This window comes from Paenibacillus sp. FSL P4-0113, from assembly GCF_038009305.1.
Lineage (GTDB): Bacteria > Bacillota > Bacilli > Paenibacillales > Paenibacillaceae > Paenibacillus > Paenibacillus polymyxa_D.
Map to the genome: position 1 here is coordinate 1,691,757 of NZ_JBBPAZ010000001.1, position 20,398 is coordinate 1,712,154.

Here is a 20,398-nt window from a genome sequence, read left to right on the forward strand (position 1 = left end):
GCTATCGCTTAATCTTCGTATTTATCTTCTATTTCGCCAAGTATCAACCTTTTGACCGATCTGCATATTCATTGGAAGATTTGCTGATTTGTCTGAATTTCCCTGGGGTCACTTGCTTATGCTTGCGGAATGCCCGAATAAAGCTGTTCTCATTTCGGTATCCAACCTGCTCTGCAATTTCTCCGATTTTCAAATGGGTTTCACATAGTAATGTGCATGCCTTTTTTACGCGTAATCCAGTCAAATAATCGTAAACGGTGGTCCCTGTTTCTTCCTTGAACATACTGCTCACCGAGGACACGCTCATGTGAACATGATCCGCAATTTCCTGAAGCCCGATGTTCAAATGCAAATGATGTTCCATATATTCGATCATCTCTTGTACACGCACAAAATCTTTGGACTGAATACGTCCGTGCCATTTTTCTTCAATATCAGTCAACATAGTGACCAGCAATACCTCAATGTCTTGAAGGTCTAGCGTCAGAATCTGATTCCAGTGGTAATCAGCAAGCTGATCCGGCGGCGTCACACTCTGAGTGGCACACCATTTCAGCAAATCTTCCAGCAATTCATGAACAAACAAGTAGACCTGGGCTGGGGATGTTCTGTGGAGTCGAAGTTCTTCTACCCAGTGGCTGATTAGCTTTACACTTGCACCCGGTTCCTGCGACTCCAGGGCATGAATTATTTCCACACGCCGATCGTCCAACAATGTTGAATCCTGAATTTGCTCCTTTGACTGTTCATCCACTGTATTATCCTTTTTCACACTTATATCGCTGTCCATATTCGTATATGAACGTCCATACCCCTCATACAAACGCAAATTAAGGGCCTCTTTTCCTTTTATAAAAGATGCCCGTGCCTCTTGAATATCCGTGACCATATGACCAATCCCTATAGAAATGGTCAAAGGAAGATACTCACCGACAACCTGAATCAGTCTATCAACGCTTTTGTGAAGCAAAATACTCTCTTGGAGGGCAGTCTCCGAACCAACTTCAACTTCATTCGAACTCTCGCTGTACTGTAACAGCACAATAAAACCACTTTCCTCTTCCGGCGAGCATACTGCTTTCCAGTAAGGTTCGAGCATCTCTAGCAAAATATTGTTCAGCGCATACTTGAGCAGCATTTTATCCTCTTCTGGAAAGCTTGCAGCCCACGCAGAATATCGGTCGATGGACACGATTATGACAAACAAAGAATTACCGTCCCAATCGGAAAAATACTGTTCCCATTTCATACGCATTTCCTGTATGCCCATTCTACGCTGGATGACATCCTCCATATATTTGGAACGCAGCTCCGGCAGGCTTCGCTCTACCACCAATGATTTGCGATGAAACTCTCCAACCAGTTTGCTAATCACAGGTTCCAGGTCATACAATCCTCCTTGGCGCGTTCCCTTATTACCCGAATTCAATAGGCTATTAATTTTTTTCATGGGGCGAAAAGCTGCATAGTTGTAATAGTAAACTGCTGAGCACCCAGCCAGTATGGAGATAAAGGCCAGCCACAGCATCATATTGCGCGCCAGCTTTACATTTTTTAGCAGCTTGTCCATCGGAACGAGCGAGACTAGACGCCAGCCCGTTACATCAGAAAAGGTTTGGTTCGCCATATATTCCATATTCCCTATCTCCACATAAGCATAGGGGCTCACATCCAGCTCTTTCAAAACCCTGCCCATATCATTTAAGGGTAAGGACAATCTCAGCTTGGGATAGATCAACTCGCCCTCCAGATCATACACGTATTGCGAGTTGGATAAATGAATATATAGTTTGGAGAAAAAACGGTCGTAATCCAGATTGATTAGCACCGCACCCATGACCTGACCATTCTCTACTATGGGCCTGGCCAGCGAAAGCAGCTCTAACGTCCCCTGCTCACGATCGGTGCCGTACCATCTCCGCTTAATCAACAACGGTTTTTTTTGAATGTCCTGAATCCAGGGAACCCATGTGGTATCCGGTGCCTGCTTCCAATCAGGCATGTAACCATAATTGCTGGATACGAGAGCATGATTGTCCAAAGAAATCACTTCAACCGAATAAATTTCTTCGTGTGAAGAAAGGGTTTTCAAGTATTTCTGAAGCCGATCTATGACGGAGGCGTTATCTTCCAGCGATTTCCTATCCGTTTGGACACGTACAAAAGCCTCTACATCCGGATGATATGCTGCATCCAGCGCCTTGTTATCAGACTCACGAAAAGCCCGATTGGTTACATCCAGATTGATTTGCAATAATTCTATATTGGGTGTGTTCAGCTCGGTATCCAAACCTTCACGGTATCCTGAATACGATAGCAAGCCGATCACGCTAATCACGAGCGACACACACAAAGTGAGCAGTAGAATCAGTCTTGTCTGTTTATTTTTCAGTATCAATCGAAGCTTAAGTCGCAACATTCCCGTAACTTCATCCTTCCGGACTTCGTTGTCCATCTTCCTCTTGCCCATATACGTGGTGACATATTCTCCCTAAATCTATTTGACGTAAGAGTTGGAATTCCCTGCCTATGTAAATCAAACTTAATAAAACTTCATATGAGTACATCATTAAAATAAAAAAAGAAGAAGTCTCCCTGTGTTAGGTAGAACTTCTTCTTTGGCTGCTTATATTCATTATTCAGCAAAAACAGATACTCGCTTCACAGGTTTTAGCTTGTCTTTTCCACCTGAAAACGATCCAGTTCCCGCTGCATTTCCTCGCGAATCTGACGAAGCTCTTTTACCTTCTCAGCCGATTCCTCAAATGAACGCTTCTGCTCTACCGTGGAAGCTGTAATCTCTTCGCTGCCTGCGGCGGATTGCTGAGTGATTGCGCTGATATTTTCGATAGCTTGCTGCACCTGTACGCTCAATTCTCGCGATACATTCATGTCCGTTGATAGCTTGCTGACTTGGCCGGCAATTTGCTGCACTTTGCCACTAATCTCTGTAAACGATTCTCCGGTCGAGGAGGTTGCCTTCTCCTGCTCACGGAACAGCTCCTGACTTTGCGCCACAGAAGTCTTCACTTTATCCATAGCCTGCGTAATACCGTCAACTGCGGTATAAATTTTCTTTACAGCAGACTCTGATTGATTCGCCAGCTTTTTCACTTCATTGGCAACCACAGCAAAACCTTTTCCTGCTTCACCCGCACGTGCAGCCTCAATAGAAGCATTCAAGGACAACAGCGATGTTTGGCTCGCAATTTCGGATACGTATCCAGTCATGGTTGTAATCTCGGCTGCATTAGCTTCCAGCTCCTTGACTGTCTGCTCCACTTCGGACATGGCTGAACGATTTTCTGCAACAATACGCAGTTGATCGCTCATGACCCGCGTACCCTGCTCAATGACACGCAAAGCATCCTCACTATACGCGGTCGATTGAGTGGTCTCCAGCAGATTCGATTCAAACTTTTGCTGCATCTCGTCCACAACACCAACTGTCGACGACAGATCCTCAGCAATTTTCTGACTGCCTATCGCCAGTTCCTCTGTTGACGTGCTGACTTGTGTCACAATTTCCTTCATGGCCTCATTATGGTGATCAATATCCCGAGCCATCAGATCGACACGATTACCCGCCTGATCAATGGAGAGTACAATGCTGCGCAAGTTCCCGATCATTACCCGGAAAGATTCATTGAGCTCGTCCAGCTCATCGCGTCCCTTCGTTTGTGCGAGCTGAACGGTCAGATTCCCCTCGGCAATTTGCTTTGCGGCATCCGTTAACTTACGTGTTCTAAGGGCAAGCTGCCTGGAGGTGTATGTATTATATAGCCCAACTGCCACCAGAAGTAAAACTGCACCTGCTAAGGCCAATTGCCAAGTAAAACGAATGCTCTTGGTCAAATCTTCTGTGTATTGGTCATAACGTGCCTTGGTCAGCAGATCCAGCATAAAAACATCGTTCTGAATCCCCTGGGCGCGCATGGCCTCCCGCTTGGACTCCGGACTGTTTTGGGTACTCATTGCTTTCTCCGTTGCTACTTTCAATTGGCTGAATTTTGTTTTAATCGTATTCAGTCGTTTTTGCTGTTCTTCGGTCTGCATCATGCCCTGTGAAAGCAAAGCAATCGTCTTTTCAGACTGAGTCAGTTGATTTTGCACATCAGCTTTGTTGCTCTCTGTCATGGAAGCAGAATAATTTTGCAACGCCTGTCCCGACTGAATCAAATAGGCATTGAGCTGCTGTACATTCAACATAGCCGGAACCAAATTACTACTTTGCGAGTTAATACGAATTAATTCAAAAATGATATATGCCACTAAAGCCAGACAAGCGATCAAGGAAATCATCGCATTCAGCACCAGTTTACCTTGCAGTTTCATCAGCTTTCATCCTCCGTTTGCGAAAATTTATTGGGTGGGAACAGTAAGTGTGCCGGATTTGATTTTTTCCTTTAAATCATCCAACAACTTTTGCTGATCCGGACTCAGTGTCACGACACGAATAGGCGCTAAACCTACGCCATCTTCTGCAAGACCAAACACCATATCCTTCTCCGTAAATTTTCTTTGATGATCTGCAAAGCCTTTGACTGCTGTATAAATTGCAATGTCTACATTTTTAAACATCGAGGTCACTACCGCCTTTTCCGCAATAAAAAACTGGTCGCTATCGACCCCGATGGCTAATTTTTGCTGTTTTTGCGCTTCCTGTAGCGCACCTACGCCCGTGAGACCTGCAGCTGCAAAGATAACATCAATCTGATCCTGATTAATCATGTCATCTGCAATTTTCGTACCCAGTTCCGGCTTTCCAAAATCTCCTGCATACGTTGCAGTAACTTTGGCATTAGGCTTGACTGATTGCACCCCTGCGCGGTACCCAATTTCAAATTTTTTCAACAGAGGAGATTCCGCACCTCCAAGAAAACCCACCTGTTCGGTGCGACTCGTCAAACCGGCAACGACCCCAGCCATAAAACTGCCCTCTTCTGCTTTGAAGCTAATAGAGGCCACATTCGGTAAATCTGATTTCTCATCCACGATTAAAAATTTACGGTCTGGGTATTTTTTGGCAATGGATTCCATACTGTCCTTCACCATATAACCCAACCCAATGATTAAATCCGCTTTTTCTTGAGCAAGCTGCTCAAAAGCCGCATCATACGTCTTGGTCTCCGTTATTTCCCGGTATTCAAAAACAATCTTCCCCTCATCCCGTGCCTTGACCAAACCTCGAAAAGCCGCGTCGCTGTAAGATTGGTCACCCAGACCAATATCTGACAGTACGATTCCCACCTTAATGGGTTCGGCCTTGGTTTGTACGTCTGATTGCCCACATGCACTTACCAATAATGCAAAGATCGTGACAAAGGGAATCCACCTAAAAGTTAATAATAGAGCTCGTTTCTTCATGACATATCACCTCAACATAAAATGCAAATCCCCAACATCTTTATATCGGTTATAAAAGCATATTTTTTCATAAGAGTTTCTGTAAATTCATTGTTAATAGAAGTGTGATAAGTGTGATGTCTTTGTTTATTATGTAAAAAATGTATATTTTGCTTTGTTTTTATTATACGAACTGTCCAAATTCATTTATTTTCGTTTATACCGGAAGAATAAAGTGTAATTTGGAAAACATAGGTACTTTGAAACCATCACCCTATTTCAATCTGAAAGGAGCAACATTTAAAATGACTTCGACCCATTTAATTCCACAACCCAAAACATATGGTCCCTTAGGAAATCTGCCCTTGATTGATACACATGCCCCTGTCCAGTCTCTGGTTAAGCTTGCTAATGAGTACGGTCCCATCTTTCGCATGGATCTGCCTGAAGGAACGAACATTTATATTTCCGATCATAAGCTGGTGGCAGATGCTTGTGATGAATCCCGTTTCGATAAGCAGGTGTGGGCTCCCTTACAAAAAGTACGAGCTTTTGCTGGAGACGGACTATTCACAAGCTGGACTGAGGAACCGAACTGGCGCAAGGCCCACCAAATATTGCTACCAAGCTTTAGCCAGCGGGCTATGAAGGGTTACCACAATATGATGCTTGATCTTGCGGTTCAGCTGGTGCAGAAATGGTCTCGGCTCAATCCAGATGAAAGTGTAGAGGTACCGGAAGATATGACCCGGCTGACTTTGGATACCATCGGATTATGCGGCTTTAATTATCGTTTTAACAGCTTTTACCGCGACCAGCCCCATCCGTTCGTGACCAGTATGACACGCGCACTGGATGAAGCAATGGGTCAGTTGCAACGCCTCAATTTGCAAAACAAGCTGATGTTATCGAAGAAAAAACAGTTTAAACACGACATCGAAACGATGTTCTCTCTGGTGGACAGCATTATTCAAGAACGCAAAACCCTGGGCAACCAAGGTGAAGAGGATTTACTGGCGCGTATGCTGGAAGGCAAGGACCCGGAAACAGGTGAAACGCTGGATGATGAAAATATCCGTTATCAGATCATCACCTTCCTCATCGCCGGTCATGAAACGACCAGTGGGCTTTTATCCTTTGCCATTTACTATTTGCTTAAAAATCCACGAATGCTAACTAAAGCCTATGAAGAAGTGGATCGCGTGCTCACCGATTCGCTGCCTTCCTATACTCAGGTGCGTGAGCTCAAGTACATAAGGATGATACTGAATGAAGCTCTGCGGCTATGGCCGACAGCGCCCGCCTTCTCGCTCTTCGCCAAAGAAGATACACTGCTCGACGGAACCTATCCGCTTAAAAAGGGCGACAGTGTAAATGTACTCATCCCGAAACTGCACCGTGATACCGAGGCTTGGGGTGAAGATGTTGAGGAATTTAGACCAGAACGCTTTGGGGACCCATCCGCCATTCCACAAGATGCCTATAAACCGTTTGGCAACGGTCAACGGGCCTGTATTGGACAACAGTTTGCCTTACAGGAGGCCACCCTTGTGCTGGGTATGGTACTGAAACATTTTGAGCTGATTGATCATACTCATTATGAGTTGAAAGTCAAAGAGACGCTCACACTCAAGCCTGAGGGCTTCACCATTCAAGTACGACCGCGTAGCACACAGACTGCCGTCATGCTGCCGGGTGCCGCTCAAGAACTTCATGAACAGGAGGAACAAAAAGTTGCAGCTCCTCATGCCGAAAAACATGATACTTCTTTGCTGTCTTTGTACGGCTCGAATCTGGGTACAGCTGAGGGACTTGCGGGTGAACTAGCCGATTTAGGTCGGAATTGGGGTTTTAACAGTAGCATAGCAACTCTGAATGAACATGTGGACCATTTGCCTAAAGAAGGCGTGGTACTTATTACGACTGCATCTTATAACGGACATCCGCCTGATAATGCTGATGCCTTTGTAGAATGGTTGAAGCAGGTAGACGAGGTCCAACTGGCAGGCATAAGGTACGCTGTCTTTGGTTGCGGTGACCGGAATTGGGCCAGCACGTATCAGCGCATTCCAAGGATGATTGATGAGCTAATGGCTGCCAAAGGGGCAAAGCGACTGTATGATCGGGGCGAGGGCGACGCCAGTGGTGACTTCGAGAAGGATTGGGAAGTCTGGAATCGCGGCCTATGGCCGGAATTGCTGAATGCTTTCGGCATAGAGCACAGTGATACAGAACCACAGGACACCAGCAGTCTGAGCATAGAGTTTGTAAGCGACGTACTTAGCGCTCCTCTGGCGGCCAACTATGAGGCAACTACTGCCGTTGTTACCGCGAATCGTGAATTGCACGCTGCTGAAAGTGAACGCAGTACACGGCATCTGGAGATCCAATTACCAACCGGATTGTCCTATCGCGAGGGTGATCATCTGGGTGTTTTGCCGCGTAATCCTGCTTCGTTGGCGAATAGAGTAATGCAACGCTTTAAGTTACAGGATCAAGACTACATCGTATTGAGAGGCAGTGACCGGGATGCGGCGCATCTCCCCTTAGATCGGCCTGTCAGCGTAGGAGATTTGCTCACTCTCAGTGTGGAACTGCAAGAACCGGCAACGAGAGCCCAGCTACGGCAACTAGCATCCTTTACAGTGTGTCCACCGCACAAGAAAGAAATCGAAGCTTTGCTAGAGGATGCTACCTTTGATCAAGAGATACGACAGAAGCACGTCACGATGCTGGATATTCTGGAGAAGTATCCAGCCTGCGAGCTGCCATTTGAAAACTTTATCTCGCTGTTACCTCCACTCAAGCCTAGGTACTACTCCATCTCAAGCTCTCCGCTTGAATCGGAGAATTCAGCGAGTATAACCGTGGGCGTCGTGCGTGGACCAGCCCGTAGCGGACAGGGCGAATACCTGGGAATTGCCTCCAACTATTTGGCGCAGCTCCAACCAGATGATCCAATTGTCATTTTTGTGCGTAAGCCTCAGTCGGGCTTCCGTTTGCCGGAAGATCCGACGGTGCCTGTCATCATGGTCGGTCCAGGTACTGGAGTGGCACCATTCCGCGGATTCCTCCAAACCCGCCATGTACTTAAAGAAAGAGGGGAACAGCTCGGCGAGGCTCATCTATACTATGGCTGCCGTAATCCTAAGCTTGACTATCTGTACAAGCAAGAGCTGCAAGCCTGGGAGCAGGAAGGAATCGTTACGCTTCATACAGCCTTTTCACGTCTGCCCGATCAACCCAAAAGATACGTGCAGCATGTCATGAAAGAAGATGCGGACACTCTGATTCACTTGCTTGATGAAGGAGCGCATCTATATGTATGCGGTGATGGTAGCCGGATGGCTCCCGATGTAGAAAACACCCTTTGTGCTGCTTACGCGGAAGCACACCATACCAGTAAAGAAGAAGCACAGCAATGGTTGGATCGTCTCCAACAGGAAAAACGCTATGCCAAGGATGTCTGGACAGGCATCTAATGATAACAGTATAAGAACAAGCACCATGTTAAAAAATAAAAGGGACTGATTACTGGCCTTCAAACTCGTCGCCAGTAGTTCAGTCCCTTTTATGATTATCTTTCACTCCATTTGGAAGCAATCACATCTACTCTACTTTCTAATAGGTCCATAACCTCCTCGCGGTGCCTAGCCTTGAATAAATCTATGATGTCGATCAAGTCGTTACGATCTAATAATTTAACCCCGTTGACAGCAGCAAGTGTTTTACAAGATTCCGTATAACGGCCGGAGGTGATAACGATAGACTTGTCGGCCGCATAATAACGCATAGAGGTGTAAATTTCCTGTACTGCTCCCAAGCCCACCGGATGTTGTACGCCATAACGTTTGGCCTGTATGACAACTCTGACGCCTTCACGGTCTGTAAAAACCAGATCCGCTCCAAAATCCCGGCTACTGGTTGTTTTATAGATGTCCTTATAGCCAAGCGCGGATAATAACCGTTGCAAATAAAGCTCAAATTCCGAGCCATCCTCCATACGATCTATATCCTGAATTCCAATTTTGCGTGGGTCCAGATCACGTAAAATCCGATTTCTGCGACCACGTATCAGTCCTCTGATGATGAGCGCAAACAACACCAAAAGTACAATGAGTCCTATTCCTAATTCCTTGTATGCCAATAATTTTTCTAGCAACACCCAACTCTCCCTTTTCTACCGTAAGCGTAGCCGTATCATCCTTAACAGGGAACTCCCCTATGCACGCTGGCTCCCGTATTACATCTCTCTTATCACCATAACAATAGCCCCGCCAGATTCGACGGGGCTATCTTCGTCTTGCCTCAAAGCTATCTAAATTCCATACTCCGTATCATTATTCGCGATTCAGCAAAGATTCTCCGGCAATACCAGGCTGAGTCATTTGGTACGGGTCCAATATAATGTCCAACTCTTCCTCGGTCAGTACATTATACAGCAGGCACAGCTCGCGCACCGATTTCCCCGTCGTAATTGCTTCGCGGGCAATGCGTGATACTACCTCATATCCAAGGTGGGGATTGAGTGCTGTAATAATACCTACACTGTTCTCCACATATTCACGGCACCGCTCCACATTTGCTTCAATTCCTTCTACACAATGTATACGGAAAACGTGGAAGCCCTGCTTCATAATTTCCAGCGATTGCAGCAGATTGTAGACAAGCACAGGCTCCATCACGTTCAGCTCCAGCTGACCCGCCTCTGAAGCCAGGCAGATCGTATGATCATTACCAATGACCTGAAATGCAATTTGGTTAATGACCTCACACATCACCGGATTTACCTTGCCTGGCATAATGGATGACCCTGGCTGACGAGCAGGCAGACTCAGTTCTCCCAGACCTGCACGAGGTCCGGAAGCCATTAAGCGGATGTCATTTGCCACCTTAGACATATTCATCATACAAATTTTCAAGGCGGCAGACACTTCGGTATAAGCATCCGTATTTTGTGTGGCATCTACAAGATTTTCGTCAGCTTCCACAGGGAAGCCACTGACGTCTGCCAGTACCTCTGCAACACGCTGAATATAACGACGGTCTGCATTCAGGCCAGTACCCACCGCAGTTGCACCCATATTAATCGTTAGCAGGTGCTGCTTGGTCGCACGCACGCGTCCGATATCACGACCCAGCACACGCGCATAAGCCTGAAACTCCTGTCCTAATCGGATTGGCACTGCATCCTGCAAGTGGGTTCTACCCATCTTAATCACACTATCAAACTCATTGGCCTTGCGGGAAAATGCCTCCTGAAGCTCACTCATGGTATCCAACAGTTTATCAATCATGCTTAATACAGCCAAGTGTACGGCTGTAGGAAAAGCATCGTTCGTCGATTGCGCCATATTAACATGATTATTAGGACTGATCTCCTGATAATCTCCGCGTTGCTTGCCAATCAGCTCCAACGCGCGGTTCGCAATCACTTCATTTGTATTCATATTAATGGACGTGCCTGCGCCGCCCTGAATGGGATCGACGATGAAATGATCATGCAACTGTCCTTGTATAATCTCATCAGCAGCCTGAATAATGGCCTCTGCTTTGGGGCGGTGTAAACGGGTTAGTTCCATATTTACCGTCGCTGCTCCCTTTTTCACGATCGCCATGGCTTTAATCAACTCAGGGTGCAGTCGTTGGCCTGTAATTGGAAAATTTTCTTTTGCCCTCAGCGTTTGTACACCGTAATAGGCATCTAATGGTACTTCCTTGGTACCTAAAAAATCATGCTCCAACCTCATATTCTCTGATTCCTCCGCTGTGTTTGCTACGTTCTTCAATTCAGTACAGCCAAATTGACATAAAAAGACCTCTTCTGATCCCCTCTTCATTATACGTTCCGATTCCCGTGCTTTACCAGTCGAATAAACGCGGAAAAAGGTTATGTAATCCTATGACAAGTTATGATTACCCGTATATACCAGGGTTATTCGGCAAATGCTCCGCTATGACTGGAATACGGATTTAATGGCTTATAATAATATCGAGTGGCATGCAGTTGACCATCGGCTGATTGAGCGTAATCCGGAATAACACCAGCTTCCACGAACCCGATCGACTCGTATAGTCCATTGGAGGGATCACCCACCCGCGTATCTAGCACCAGTAACGTTCTATCCTGACTTAGTGCCTCTTCTTCCGCTGCCTTCATTAACTGACGTGCGATCCCAAGCCTGCGCCCGGACGGATGTACCATAAGCTTTGCAATTTCCGCACGATGAATAGCGTTAGCTTTTTGAGCCAAATGAAGCTGGACCGTCCCTACAGGTACTTCGTCCTTCTCGGCAATCCACAGAACTACGCCATCCTCAAGTACATTATTCCAATAAGCTGCTGCTTCCTGATAACCTAATGGAGGTAAGAAACCTATAGATGCACCGTCTGCAACCACGTCGATTAACAGTCGACTCAGTGAATCTGTCAGGGCTTCGTTCAGAGCTTGAACAGGGTAAACTCTCACTTCGTTAGACATTGTGATTCCTCCCGGTGAGTTCGATAACATACAATAAAGAAAGTAAACTATCTTTTTAGGATAGCTTACTTTCCATGGTACTTTGTTTACTACTTAATCACCCTTACTTCTATTACTGCTCTGCCATATAAAAGAACTCCCACAAATGACCATCCAAATCCTGAAAGCTCCATCCATACATAAAACCATGATCTTGAGGTTCATTCGAGGGCTGGCCGCCTGCTTCCAAAGCCTTGCGAACGATCTCGTTCACCTTTTCTCGGCTCTCCACCGATAGAGCAACAATCGCTTCTGTGCTTTTCGTGGCATCTGAAATTTCCTTTGTAGTGAACGCTCTAAAACGTTCTTCAACCAATAGCATGACAAAAATATGCTCACTAACAACCATGCAGGTTGCATGTTCATCAGTGAACTGAGCGTTAAATTCAAATCCAATTGTAGTGAAAAAATCAATGGAGTGCTGTAGGTTTTTAACTGGTAAATTCACAAAAATTTGTTTAGCTGTTACTCCCACGATGCTTCACCTCTTCATTCTACTTTATCATACGACTTCTCCACAAAAGATAACTTAACTACCTCACAAAGTCAATCAATCTGACATTTGCAATTAAACTAACAACTCTTACCTTGTCCCTTAGCTTGCTTTACACCAAGAATAGGCTTGTACAACAAAATGGCTTCAGATGTTTTTTCATCCTGATCCACTTGATCATCCACTCTTGGATTTAGAAGCTGTTCCCTTCCCCAATTTAGCCATGATTACGCTTACATACATATCCTATATTTAAGATACCACAAATTAGCCAATTTAGTACTTAAATTATGTAAAAATGAATTCTTCTTGCCGTAGCGTAATCAGATCATATTATTGTAAACTTGTTCTAATACAGAAAAAGGTGGCACACACGCTATGGAGCATTTGCTTAACGATCAGGTCAAAAATATTCAAATCAGCGGCATACGCAAAATCGCAAATAAAGTTGCCGCATTACCCGGAACGCTCTCCTTAACGATAGGACAGCCGGATTTCCCTACCCCTGCGCATATTATGGAAGCTGCCCATCGGGCGATTGATGAAGGCCGGACCACTTATACACCTAATCCGGGACTGCTGGAATTACGAGAAGCCGCAGCAGCGTTTGTAGCCCGTAAATACGGCCTCAATTACCGTGGACAGGATGAGGTTATCGTAACGAACGGAGCCAGTGAAGCGCTGGATATTACCTTACGCACGATTTTGTCACCCGGTGATGAAGTCATTCTACCCGTGCCAATCTACCCAGGGTACGAGCCATTGATCCGTTTGTCAGGCGGCATTCCTGTGTTTGCCGATACCCGCAGTAGCGGATTCAAGCTCACAGCCGAGGTGCTGGAGCCTTATCTGACCGAACGGACAAAAGCAGTCATTCTCGGATATCCTTCGAATCCAACCGGACGAGTGATGAGCCGCGAAGAACTGGAAGCGGTCGCCGATTTACTGAAGGAGCGCGATCTGTTTATCATTTCGGACGAAATATACAGCGAACTGATTTACGATACACCCCACGTGTCCATTGCAGCTCTACCAGGTATGCGTGAGCGCACCATCGTCATTAACGGTCTGTCCAAATCACATTCCATGACGGGATGGCGTATTGGTTTTACACTTGCACCCGCTGAAATTACACAGCACATGGTCAAAGTCCATCAGTACAACGTGACCTGCGCTAGCTCAATTAGCCAATATGCAGCACTGGAAGCACTGACCGTCGGGGTGGATGATGCACTTCCGATGCGCGAGGAGTACCGCCGACGTCGCGACTATGTACACGGAAGACTGACTGATATGGGAATTCCACTGGAGAAGCCTGAGGGAGCCTTTTATCTTTTTCCTTCCATCGCCCATTTTGGATTAAGCTCGATGGATTTTACCTTGAAGCTACTGGAAGAGCATGGAGTGGCTGTCGTACCTGGAGATGCCTTTTCCTCCTATGGCGAAGGATACATTCGCTTGTCCTATGCTTACGGACAGGATGTGCTGGAGCAAGGATTGGATAAAATAGAGAAGTTTGTTAGAGGAATGGTGAGGGGTTAAGGTGGTTAGAGGCGCTACGCAGTCCATTTGATCTTCCGATCGCTGTTGCTGGGGGATTCTTGAATTGGATAAAACATTTATAGGTAAGAATCCCGCCACAAAAGCGAACGCTGCCGCTTCTCCAGATTCAAATGACCCGCTTCGCTCACTGCCCACCTTAAAGTCCCAAAATTCTCTAACGTGTGTGTGGAGCAGCAGGATAAAAGAATACTCACCGCTTTACACGGTGAGTAAACAGAATAGGCCTCTGAGGCACCCCTACGGGTGGCTCAGAGGCCTATTCTTCCACTACTCCCACGCGCTATCGGCGTAGGGATTCATGGGTGACTAGCTTTAAGCACGGTGCAGCGGAGGGGGCGGAATGGTACTGGACAAGCGAAGCGGTCGCCTTTAAATTCCGATTTCCACCTTTATGCGGTAATCATAAAAATCGGAATTTAACAGCGATGGTAAGCACCATCCGCCTCCGCAGCGACATCTAAAGCGCAAACCTGAATCCTCACGCCACTCCCCTACTTTAAATGCATTTTGAATTGAAGGAACAATTCATTGTAATGAGCGAGCATGCGTTTGCCCAAATTGTTGTATACTTCCAGCTTATCTGTAATGTCGGACGGAGGGTAAAAACGCTCGTCGCCAGAGATATCTTTAGGCAGCAATTTCTTTGCATCCTTGTTTGGCGTGGAGTATCCTACAAATTCGGCATTTTGAGCGGCTACATCGGGCTGCATCATGAAATTGATGAACTTATGGGCCGCATCCACATGGGTAGCGGTTTTTGGAATAACTATATTATCAAACCACAGGTTGGAACCTTCATCCGGCACGATGTAATCGAGCTTATCGTTCTCATCCATGATTTCAGACGCATCACCGGACCATACAACCCCGGCAGCAGCTTCCTCGTTTGCCAGCAGCATTTTAATCTCGTCACCAACAACCGCTTTGACATTGGGCGCTAATTTCTCCAACTTCGTCAAAGCCTGCTGCAAATGTGCCTCATTCGTATCATTCAAGGAGTAGTGGAGACTGTTCAGCGACATGCCCATAATCTCCCTAGCTCCATCAACCAGCAACAGGTTATTACGTAACTTCGGGTCCCACAGGCCATCCCAGCTATGAAAATCAATGCCTTTCGTCAGCTCCGGGTTAAACACAATCCCGACTGTACCCCAAAAATACGGAACCGAATATTGGTTATTCGGATCAAACGAAAGGTTTAGATAATGTGAATCTACATGCTTCAAATTCGGCAGCTTGCTATGGTCCAACGGGACCAACAAGTGCTCCTGCTTCATTTTAGCCAAAGCATATTCCGAGGGAACCGCTACATCAAACGAAGTTCCTCCCTGCTCGATTTTCGTCAGCATCGCCTCATTGGAATCAAAGGTCTGATAAATGACAGTAATCCCCGTCTCCTTCTGAAACCGTTCCAACAACTCAGGGTCAATGTAGTCTCCCCAGTTGTACACCGTCAGTGTGTTGCCACCGGAGTAGCCTTGACTGGAATTCAGCCATGCCGCCACTCCCATCAGCCCAAACGAGATGATGAAAATCGACAGAAACACGCGCACAAGTGACTTCATCTAGGCACCCCCATTTCTGCCGCAGGCTCCTTTTTATCATTACGATTCGCTTTGCGCATAATAAAGTAGTAACCCACCACCAGCAGTACAGTAAACAGGAATATGAGCGTAGATAGCGCATTGATGGACAAGGAAACCCCTTGACGGGCACGTGAGTATATTTCCACCGATAAAGTCGAATAGCCACTGCCTGTCACAAAAAAGGTCACCGCAAAATCATCCAGCGAGTACGTTAACGCCATAAAAAAGCCCGCATAAATCCCTGGCTTGATAAAGGGCAAAATCACCTTGGTCAGTACATCCAGCCGGCTGGCACCCAAATCACGCGCAGCATCCACCAGGGATGGACTCATTTCCTGAAGGCGCGGCAAAATCATAATGACCGCAATCGGCACACTAAACGCAATATGGGACAATAAAACGGAGTAGAAACCCAGCTTAATCCCGACCATCGTGAACAAAATGAGGAAGGAAGCACCAATAATGACGTCCGGGTTCACGATCAATACATTATTGAGCGACAGCAGCGTATTTTTGACTCGACGGTTCTGCATCTGATGGATAGCCAGCGCACCCATAATGCCAATAATCGTAGCCAACGCAGATGACAGCAAAGCAATCACCAAGGTGTTAATGACAATAATGATCAAGCGAGTGTCTGCAAACACCTCTTTGTAATACTGGAGTGTAAAACCCTCAAACTCATGCATCGTCCCGCCACTATTGAAGGAATAGTACATCAAATACAAAATAGGCGCGTACAAAACGAGAAAAACAATCACCAAATAAATATTTCCGAATCGGTTTTTATTTACCATGCCGCACCCTCCGTTTCGTTCCCGAGGTGAGCAGCATAATGATCCCCATCGCCAAAATCAGGAACACGGCAACCGTAGAGCCCATACCCCAATCCTGAGTAACCAGAAAATGCTGCTCTATCGCCGTCCCCAGTGTAATCACACGGTTACCTGCAATCAGGCGGGTAATCATAAACAGCGACAACGCTGGAATAAACACAGCCATGCAACCAGATCGCACACCCGCAAGCGTTAACGGAAAAATAACCCTGCGAAACGCAGTCCACTTGGAGGCTCCCAAATCACGGGCTGCGTCCAGCAATGAAGGGTTTAACCCTTCCAACGCGTTATAGATGGGCAAAATCATAAAAGGCACAAAAATATAAACCGACACAAACACAAAGCTGGAGCTGGTAAATAATAATTGCTGACCTCCCAACCCAGCCATACCTAACACCGCATTCACCGGACCATAGGTTCCGAAAATCCCAATAAAAGCATACGTTTTGAGTAACAGGTTAATCCATGTCGGCAAAATAATGAGCAACAGCCACAGTTGCTTATGCTTGGTGCGTGTGAGTAAATAGGCTGCCGGGTAAGCAACTAACAGTGAAAATACAGTGATCAGAAATGCATACCAAAACGAGCTAAGCGTCATGCTCAAATAAACAGGTGTCAGAAACTGAGCATAGTTGTTGAATGTGAGATGACCATCCACATCAAATAGTGAATAGTAAAACACAAGTACAACCGGAGCCGCCACAAACAGCACAATCCATAAATAATAAGGCAGCAGATACGCTGCTCTTGTATTACCGGACATGCTGATCCACCTCTTCATAGGCTTCCAGACGCCGATCAAATTCTTCCTCTGTTTCCCCGAACCGCATCACATGGATCGCTTCCGGGTCAAATCGCAGACCGATTTCACTGCCCAGCTCCGCCTTTTTGGTAGAATGCACGAGCCATTCCTGTCCCGAATCATCATAGCAGCTTATTTCATAGTGAACACCACGGAACAATTGGGTATCCACTTTTACACGCAGCTTGCCTTCAACAACACTCGTAATCTCCAGATCCTCCGGTCGGATCACGATTTCAATGGGCTCGTTCGGACGTAAGCCTCCGTCGACACATTCAAACTGTCGGCCGTTAAATTCCACTTGGTAATCCGCAATCATCCGTCCTGGGACAATATTGGATTCGCCGATGAAATCAGCAACAAACCGATTGATCGGCTCATCATAAATATCATTAGGCGTACCACTCTGCTCAATCTTACCTTTGTTCATGACAAAAATTTCGTCCGACATGGCCAGTGCTTCCTCCTGATCATGCGTAACGAAAATAAAGGTAATTCCAAGGCGCTGCTGCATTTCGCGCAAAATGTACTGCATTTCAGTACGCAGCTTTAAATCCAATGCAGACAACGGTTCATCCAACAAGAGAACGTCAGGCTCATTAACGATAGCCCGTGCGATGGCAACACGCTGACGCTGTCCTCCGGACATCTCAGAAATTTCCCGCTCGCCGTAGCCTTCCAGATTGACAAAGGACAACGCCTGTGTCACCTTCTCTTGGATGTCCTTTTTATTCATCTTTTTGATTCGCAGACCAAAGGCTACATTTTCAAACACATTCAGATGCGGAAATAGCGCATAATCTTGAAAAACCGTATTGACCTGCCGCTCATTGGCTGGAACACGATTAATGAGTTTTCCATTTAAATAAATAGAGCCTTCTGTCGGCTCCGCAAAACCTGCAATCATACGCAGAATCGTCGTTTTACCACAGCCGGAAGGCCCCAGCAGTGTATAAAATTTACCACGCTCAATTTCAAAGCTGACGTCCGCCAGCACTGGGGGATCGTTGTCATATTGCTTGGTCACCCGTTCAAATCGGATGATGGTTTGCTCTCCCATAACACCCTCCTTCAAAAATTCGACTTCATTCCATTTCATTCTTCTCATTAAACATAATTATTCAGGGCGCATCATTTAGCCTTGAGACTTCCATGTAAAGTAGTCTGTCAGCACACGAATGGCTACACCAATCGCTTCTTCCGCAGGCTCCAGCTTCGCATGATGCAAACCATAAGGCGTATCAACGCCAAGCCAGAACATCAGACCGGGAATTCGCTCCAGAAAATACCCGAAGTCTTCTCCGGTCATCGCTTCTCCGCATTCAATAAGCTGCACATCCTGCCGGTTACTGACCCAGTTCATAAATTCCTCGGTCACCTGAGCTTCATTGTACACTTGCAAATAATTGGAGCCATAATGAATCTCGGCATGGCATTCAAACCCAGCTTCCACACCGCGCACCAGCGCTTCGATCCGCGATTTAACCAGCGCCATCGTATCGGCAGACAACGTTCGGATCGTACCCTCCAACCGGGCGGTTTCTGCGATAATATTTTGCTTCGTGCCTCCGCTAACCTTACCCACAGTAATGACTGCTGCATCGAGTGGATTCACATTACGGGCTACAACCGTTTGTAATTGTCCCACCAGTTGGCAAGCAGCCACTACCATATCATTCGCCTTGTGTGGATACGCAGCATGCCCGCCCGTACCCTTCAGGTCGATGAAAAGCTCCGACGTATTGGCAAATAGGATGCCCGGGCGAGTCGCAATTGTACCGACAGGATATTCAGGTGCAACATGCAGCGCGACAATTTCATCGGGTATCCAGTCTGCCAGCTCTGTGCTGTCCCGCATAGGCAAGGCTCCGCCCGGCCCTTCCTCAGCCGGTTGAAACAATACAACCAGATCATCCTTAATCGGATGGCTTGCAAAGTGAGTAACAATTCCCAATCCAATCGTCATATGTAAATCGTGTCCACAAGCATGCATATAGCCGGGATGGGTCGAACGGAAATCGTAACCTGTCTCTTCTTCAATCGGTAAACCATCCATATCACAACGATATCCATAGCGGCGTTCAGGAGCTGATCCATGAATGAACACTAACACGCCCGTACGCCATGTACGAATGTCCAACCGCTCCTGAGGGAGCGTTTCCAAATAATCCAGCAAATATTGTTGTGTTTTGTACTCCTCAAAACCCGGTTCGGGAATTTGGTGTAAATCTCTTCGTATTTGGACAAAAGAACGATAGTCGACCGTACTCATTGCTGCCACGCCTCCTCTTTATAGCTCATCAGCTCTTATCGGGCAAAAGAACAAAAGGACAAAAGCCCGGCGCAGCCGCCGAGCCTTGTCCGTTGTGCTTCGTCCCTAAGTTATGCTGTCAGTGCATCATGCTTCTGACAAGGAATCGTTCACCTTTGGTACATAAAAAACTTCTGCATTCTTACAGAACGCGCAGTTCTTTCAAAATCTCAGTTTTAGATTTGGTCTTATCGTCGACCTGTTTGATCACACGTGCAGGTGTACCCGCCACTACGGAGTATTCAGGCACATCTTCAGTTACAACCGCTCCGGCTGCAACAACTGCACCTTTACCAATGCGTACGCCTTCCAGTACAACCGAGTTCGCACCGATCAATACTTCGTCTTCTACGATAACAGGCTGTGCGGACGGTGGCTCAATGACACCCGCCAGGACAACGCCTGCACCGATGTGGCACATGTTGCCTACTTTAACACGACCGCCCAGCACAGCATTCATATCAATCATCGTGCCTTCACCAATGGTGACACCGATGTTAATCACTGCACCCATCATGATGACTGCGTTGTTACCGATGCCAACCATATCACGGATATATGCGCCTGGCTCAATGCGTGCATTAATGCCTTTCAGATCCAACATTGGAACAGCGGAGTTACGGCGATCATTTTCCACCACATAATCTTCTTCTTTAGCGTTTGCGCTATCCAGTACCGGCTTGATATCAGCCCAATCACCAAATACAACACCACTGTCTCCAGAAATAAAAGCTTGAACATTCTCGCCAAATGATGCGGAAGCCAAAGCTCCTTTTACATATACTTTAACAGGCGTCTTTTTCTTGCTGTTTTTAATCACGTTGATGACTTCTTGTGTATTCATTTCGATGGACATAGTAAATCTAACAACTCCTTCATCGCTTCATACGACTTCGCAAGCCGGAATGATCTTATTCTCTCATCCTTTATAGCACAAAAGT

General features: G+C 46.4%; 14 protein-coding genes and 1 pseudogene. 2 read left to right on the forward strand and 13 right to left on the reverse strand.

Annotated elements, in window-relative coordinates:
- Positions 1 to 8: 8 nt before the first annotated feature.
- From MKX46_RS07010 to MKX46_RS07020, 3 genes and pseudogenes are all read right to left on the reverse strand, one after another.
- Positions 9 to 2,455 (reverse strand): annotated as a pseudogene (locus MKX46_RS07010) (AraC family transcriptional regulator).
- Between the two features lie 215 nt (positions 2,456 to 2,670).
- Positions 2,671 to 4,335: a methyl-accepting chemotaxis protein gene (locus MKX46_RS07015; RefSeq protein WP_029515425.1), complete on the reverse strand. Its 1,665-nt coding sequence runs from the start codon at positions 4,333 to 4,335 to the stop codon at positions 2,671 to 2,673.
- Positions 4,336 to 4,362: 27 nt separating this feature from the next.
- Positions 4,363 to 5,367, reverse strand: coding sequence for a BMP family lipoprotein (locus MKX46_RS07020; protein WP_341071032.1), 1,005 nt, complete (start codon positions 5,365 to 5,367; stop codon positions 4,363 to 4,365).
- A 284-nt stretch (positions 5,368 to 5,651) separates the two neighbouring features.
- On the opposite strand from MKX46_RS07020, the gene MKX46_RS07025 reads away from it, so the two are divergent.
- Positions 5,652 to 8,828, forward strand: coding sequence for a bifunctional cytochrome P450/NADPH--P450 reductase (locus MKX46_RS07025; protein WP_341071033.1), 3,177 nt, complete (start codon positions 5,652 to 5,654; stop codon positions 8,826 to 8,828).
- A 95-nt stretch (positions 8,829 to 8,923) separates the two neighbouring features.
- On the opposite strand, the gene MKX46_RS07030 is transcribed toward MKX46_RS07025, so the two are convergent.
- The 4 genes from MKX46_RS07030 to MKX46_RS07045 all read right to left on the reverse strand — a co-directional run bounded on the left by MKX46_RS07030 (position 8,924) and on the right by MKX46_RS07045 (position 12,341).
- Entirely contained in the window at positions 8,924 to 9,511 is a 588-nt protein-coding gene (locus tag MKX46_RS07030) for a restriction endonuclease (RefSeq protein WP_341039685.1), read from the reverse strand.
- Between the two features lie 175 nt (positions 9,512 to 9,686).
- Positions 9,687 to 11,096 carry an aspartate ammonia-lyase gene (gene aspA / locus MKX46_RS07035; protein WP_029515429.1) on the reverse strand — a complete coding sequence of 470 codons (1,410 nt, stop codon included), beginning with the start codon at positions 11,094 to 11,096 and terminating at the stop codon, positions 9,687 to 9,689.
- Between the two features lie 185 nt (positions 11,097 to 11,281).
- The gene (locus tag MKX46_RS07040) at positions 11,282 to 11,827 is read right to left on the reverse strand and encodes a GNAT family N-acetyltransferase (RefSeq protein ID WP_341039686.1); all 546 of its coding nucleotides are present in this window, start codon (positions 11,825 to 11,827) and stop codon (positions 11,282 to 11,284) included.
- Between the two features lie 112 nt (positions 11,828 to 11,939).
- Positions 11,940 to 12,341: a VOC family protein gene (locus MKX46_RS07045; protein WP_341039687.1), complete on the reverse strand. Its 402-nt coding sequence runs from the start codon at positions 12,339 to 12,341 to the stop codon at positions 11,940 to 11,942.
- A gap of 396 nt (positions 12,342 to 12,737) precedes the next feature.
- On the opposite strand from MKX46_RS07045, the gene MKX46_RS07050 reads away from it, so the two are divergent.
- Complete coding sequence (locus MKX46_RS07050) at positions 12,738 to 13,901, forward strand: aminotransferase A (RefSeq protein WP_341039688.1); 1,164 nt, start codon at positions 12,738 to 12,740, stop codon at positions 13,899 to 13,901.
- Positions 13,902 to 14,413: 512 nt separating this feature from the next.
- Here MKX46_RS07050 and MKX46_RS07055 read toward each other — a convergent pair.
- From MKX46_RS07055 to dapD, 6 genes are all read right to left on the reverse strand, one after another.
- Positions 14,414 to 15,487 (reverse strand): ABC transporter substrate-binding protein, encoded by a 1,074-nt coding sequence (locus MKX46_RS07055; protein ID WP_341039689.1) that lies wholly within the window; start codon positions 15,485 to 15,487, stop codon positions 14,414 to 14,416.
- Positions 15,484 to 16,305, reverse strand: coding sequence for an ABC transporter permease (locus tag MKX46_RS07060; RefSeq protein WP_322252249.1), 822 nt, complete (start codon positions 16,303 to 16,305; stop codon positions 15,484 to 15,486). Before MKX46_RS07060 ends, MKX46_RS07055 begins: the two co-directional genes overlap by 4 nt.
- Positions 16,295 to 17,107, reverse strand: a complete 813-nt coding sequence (locus MKX46_RS07065) for an ABC transporter permease (RefSeq protein WP_341071034.1) — start codon at positions 17,105 to 17,107, stop codon at positions 16,295 to 16,297. Before MKX46_RS07065 ends, MKX46_RS07060 begins: the two co-directional genes overlap by 11 nt.
- A complete protein-coding gene (locus MKX46_RS07070) occupies positions 17,097 to 18,206 on the reverse strand; it encodes an ABC transporter ATP-binding protein (protein WP_029515434.1) in 1,110 nt (369 codons plus the stop codon). Before MKX46_RS07070 ends, MKX46_RS07065 begins: the two co-directional genes overlap by 11 nt.
- Positions 18,207 to 18,281: 75 nt before the next feature.
- The gene (locus MKX46_RS07075) at positions 18,282 to 19,418 is read right to left on the reverse strand and encodes an N-acetyldiaminopimelate deacetylase (RefSeq protein ID WP_209950162.1); all 1,137 of its coding nucleotides are present in this window, start codon (positions 19,416 to 19,418) and stop codon (positions 18,282 to 18,284) included.
- A 181-nt stretch (positions 19,419 to 19,599) separates the two neighbouring features.
- Positions 19,600 to 20,313 carry a 2,3,4,5-tetrahydropyridine-2,6-dicarboxylate N-acetyltransferase gene (gene dapD, locus MKX46_RS07080; RefSeq protein ID WP_029515436.1) on the reverse strand — a complete coding sequence of 238 codons (714 nt, stop codon included), beginning with the start codon at positions 20,311 to 20,313 and terminating at the stop codon, positions 19,600 to 19,602.
- Positions 20,314 to 20,398 lie beyond the last annotated feature (85 nt).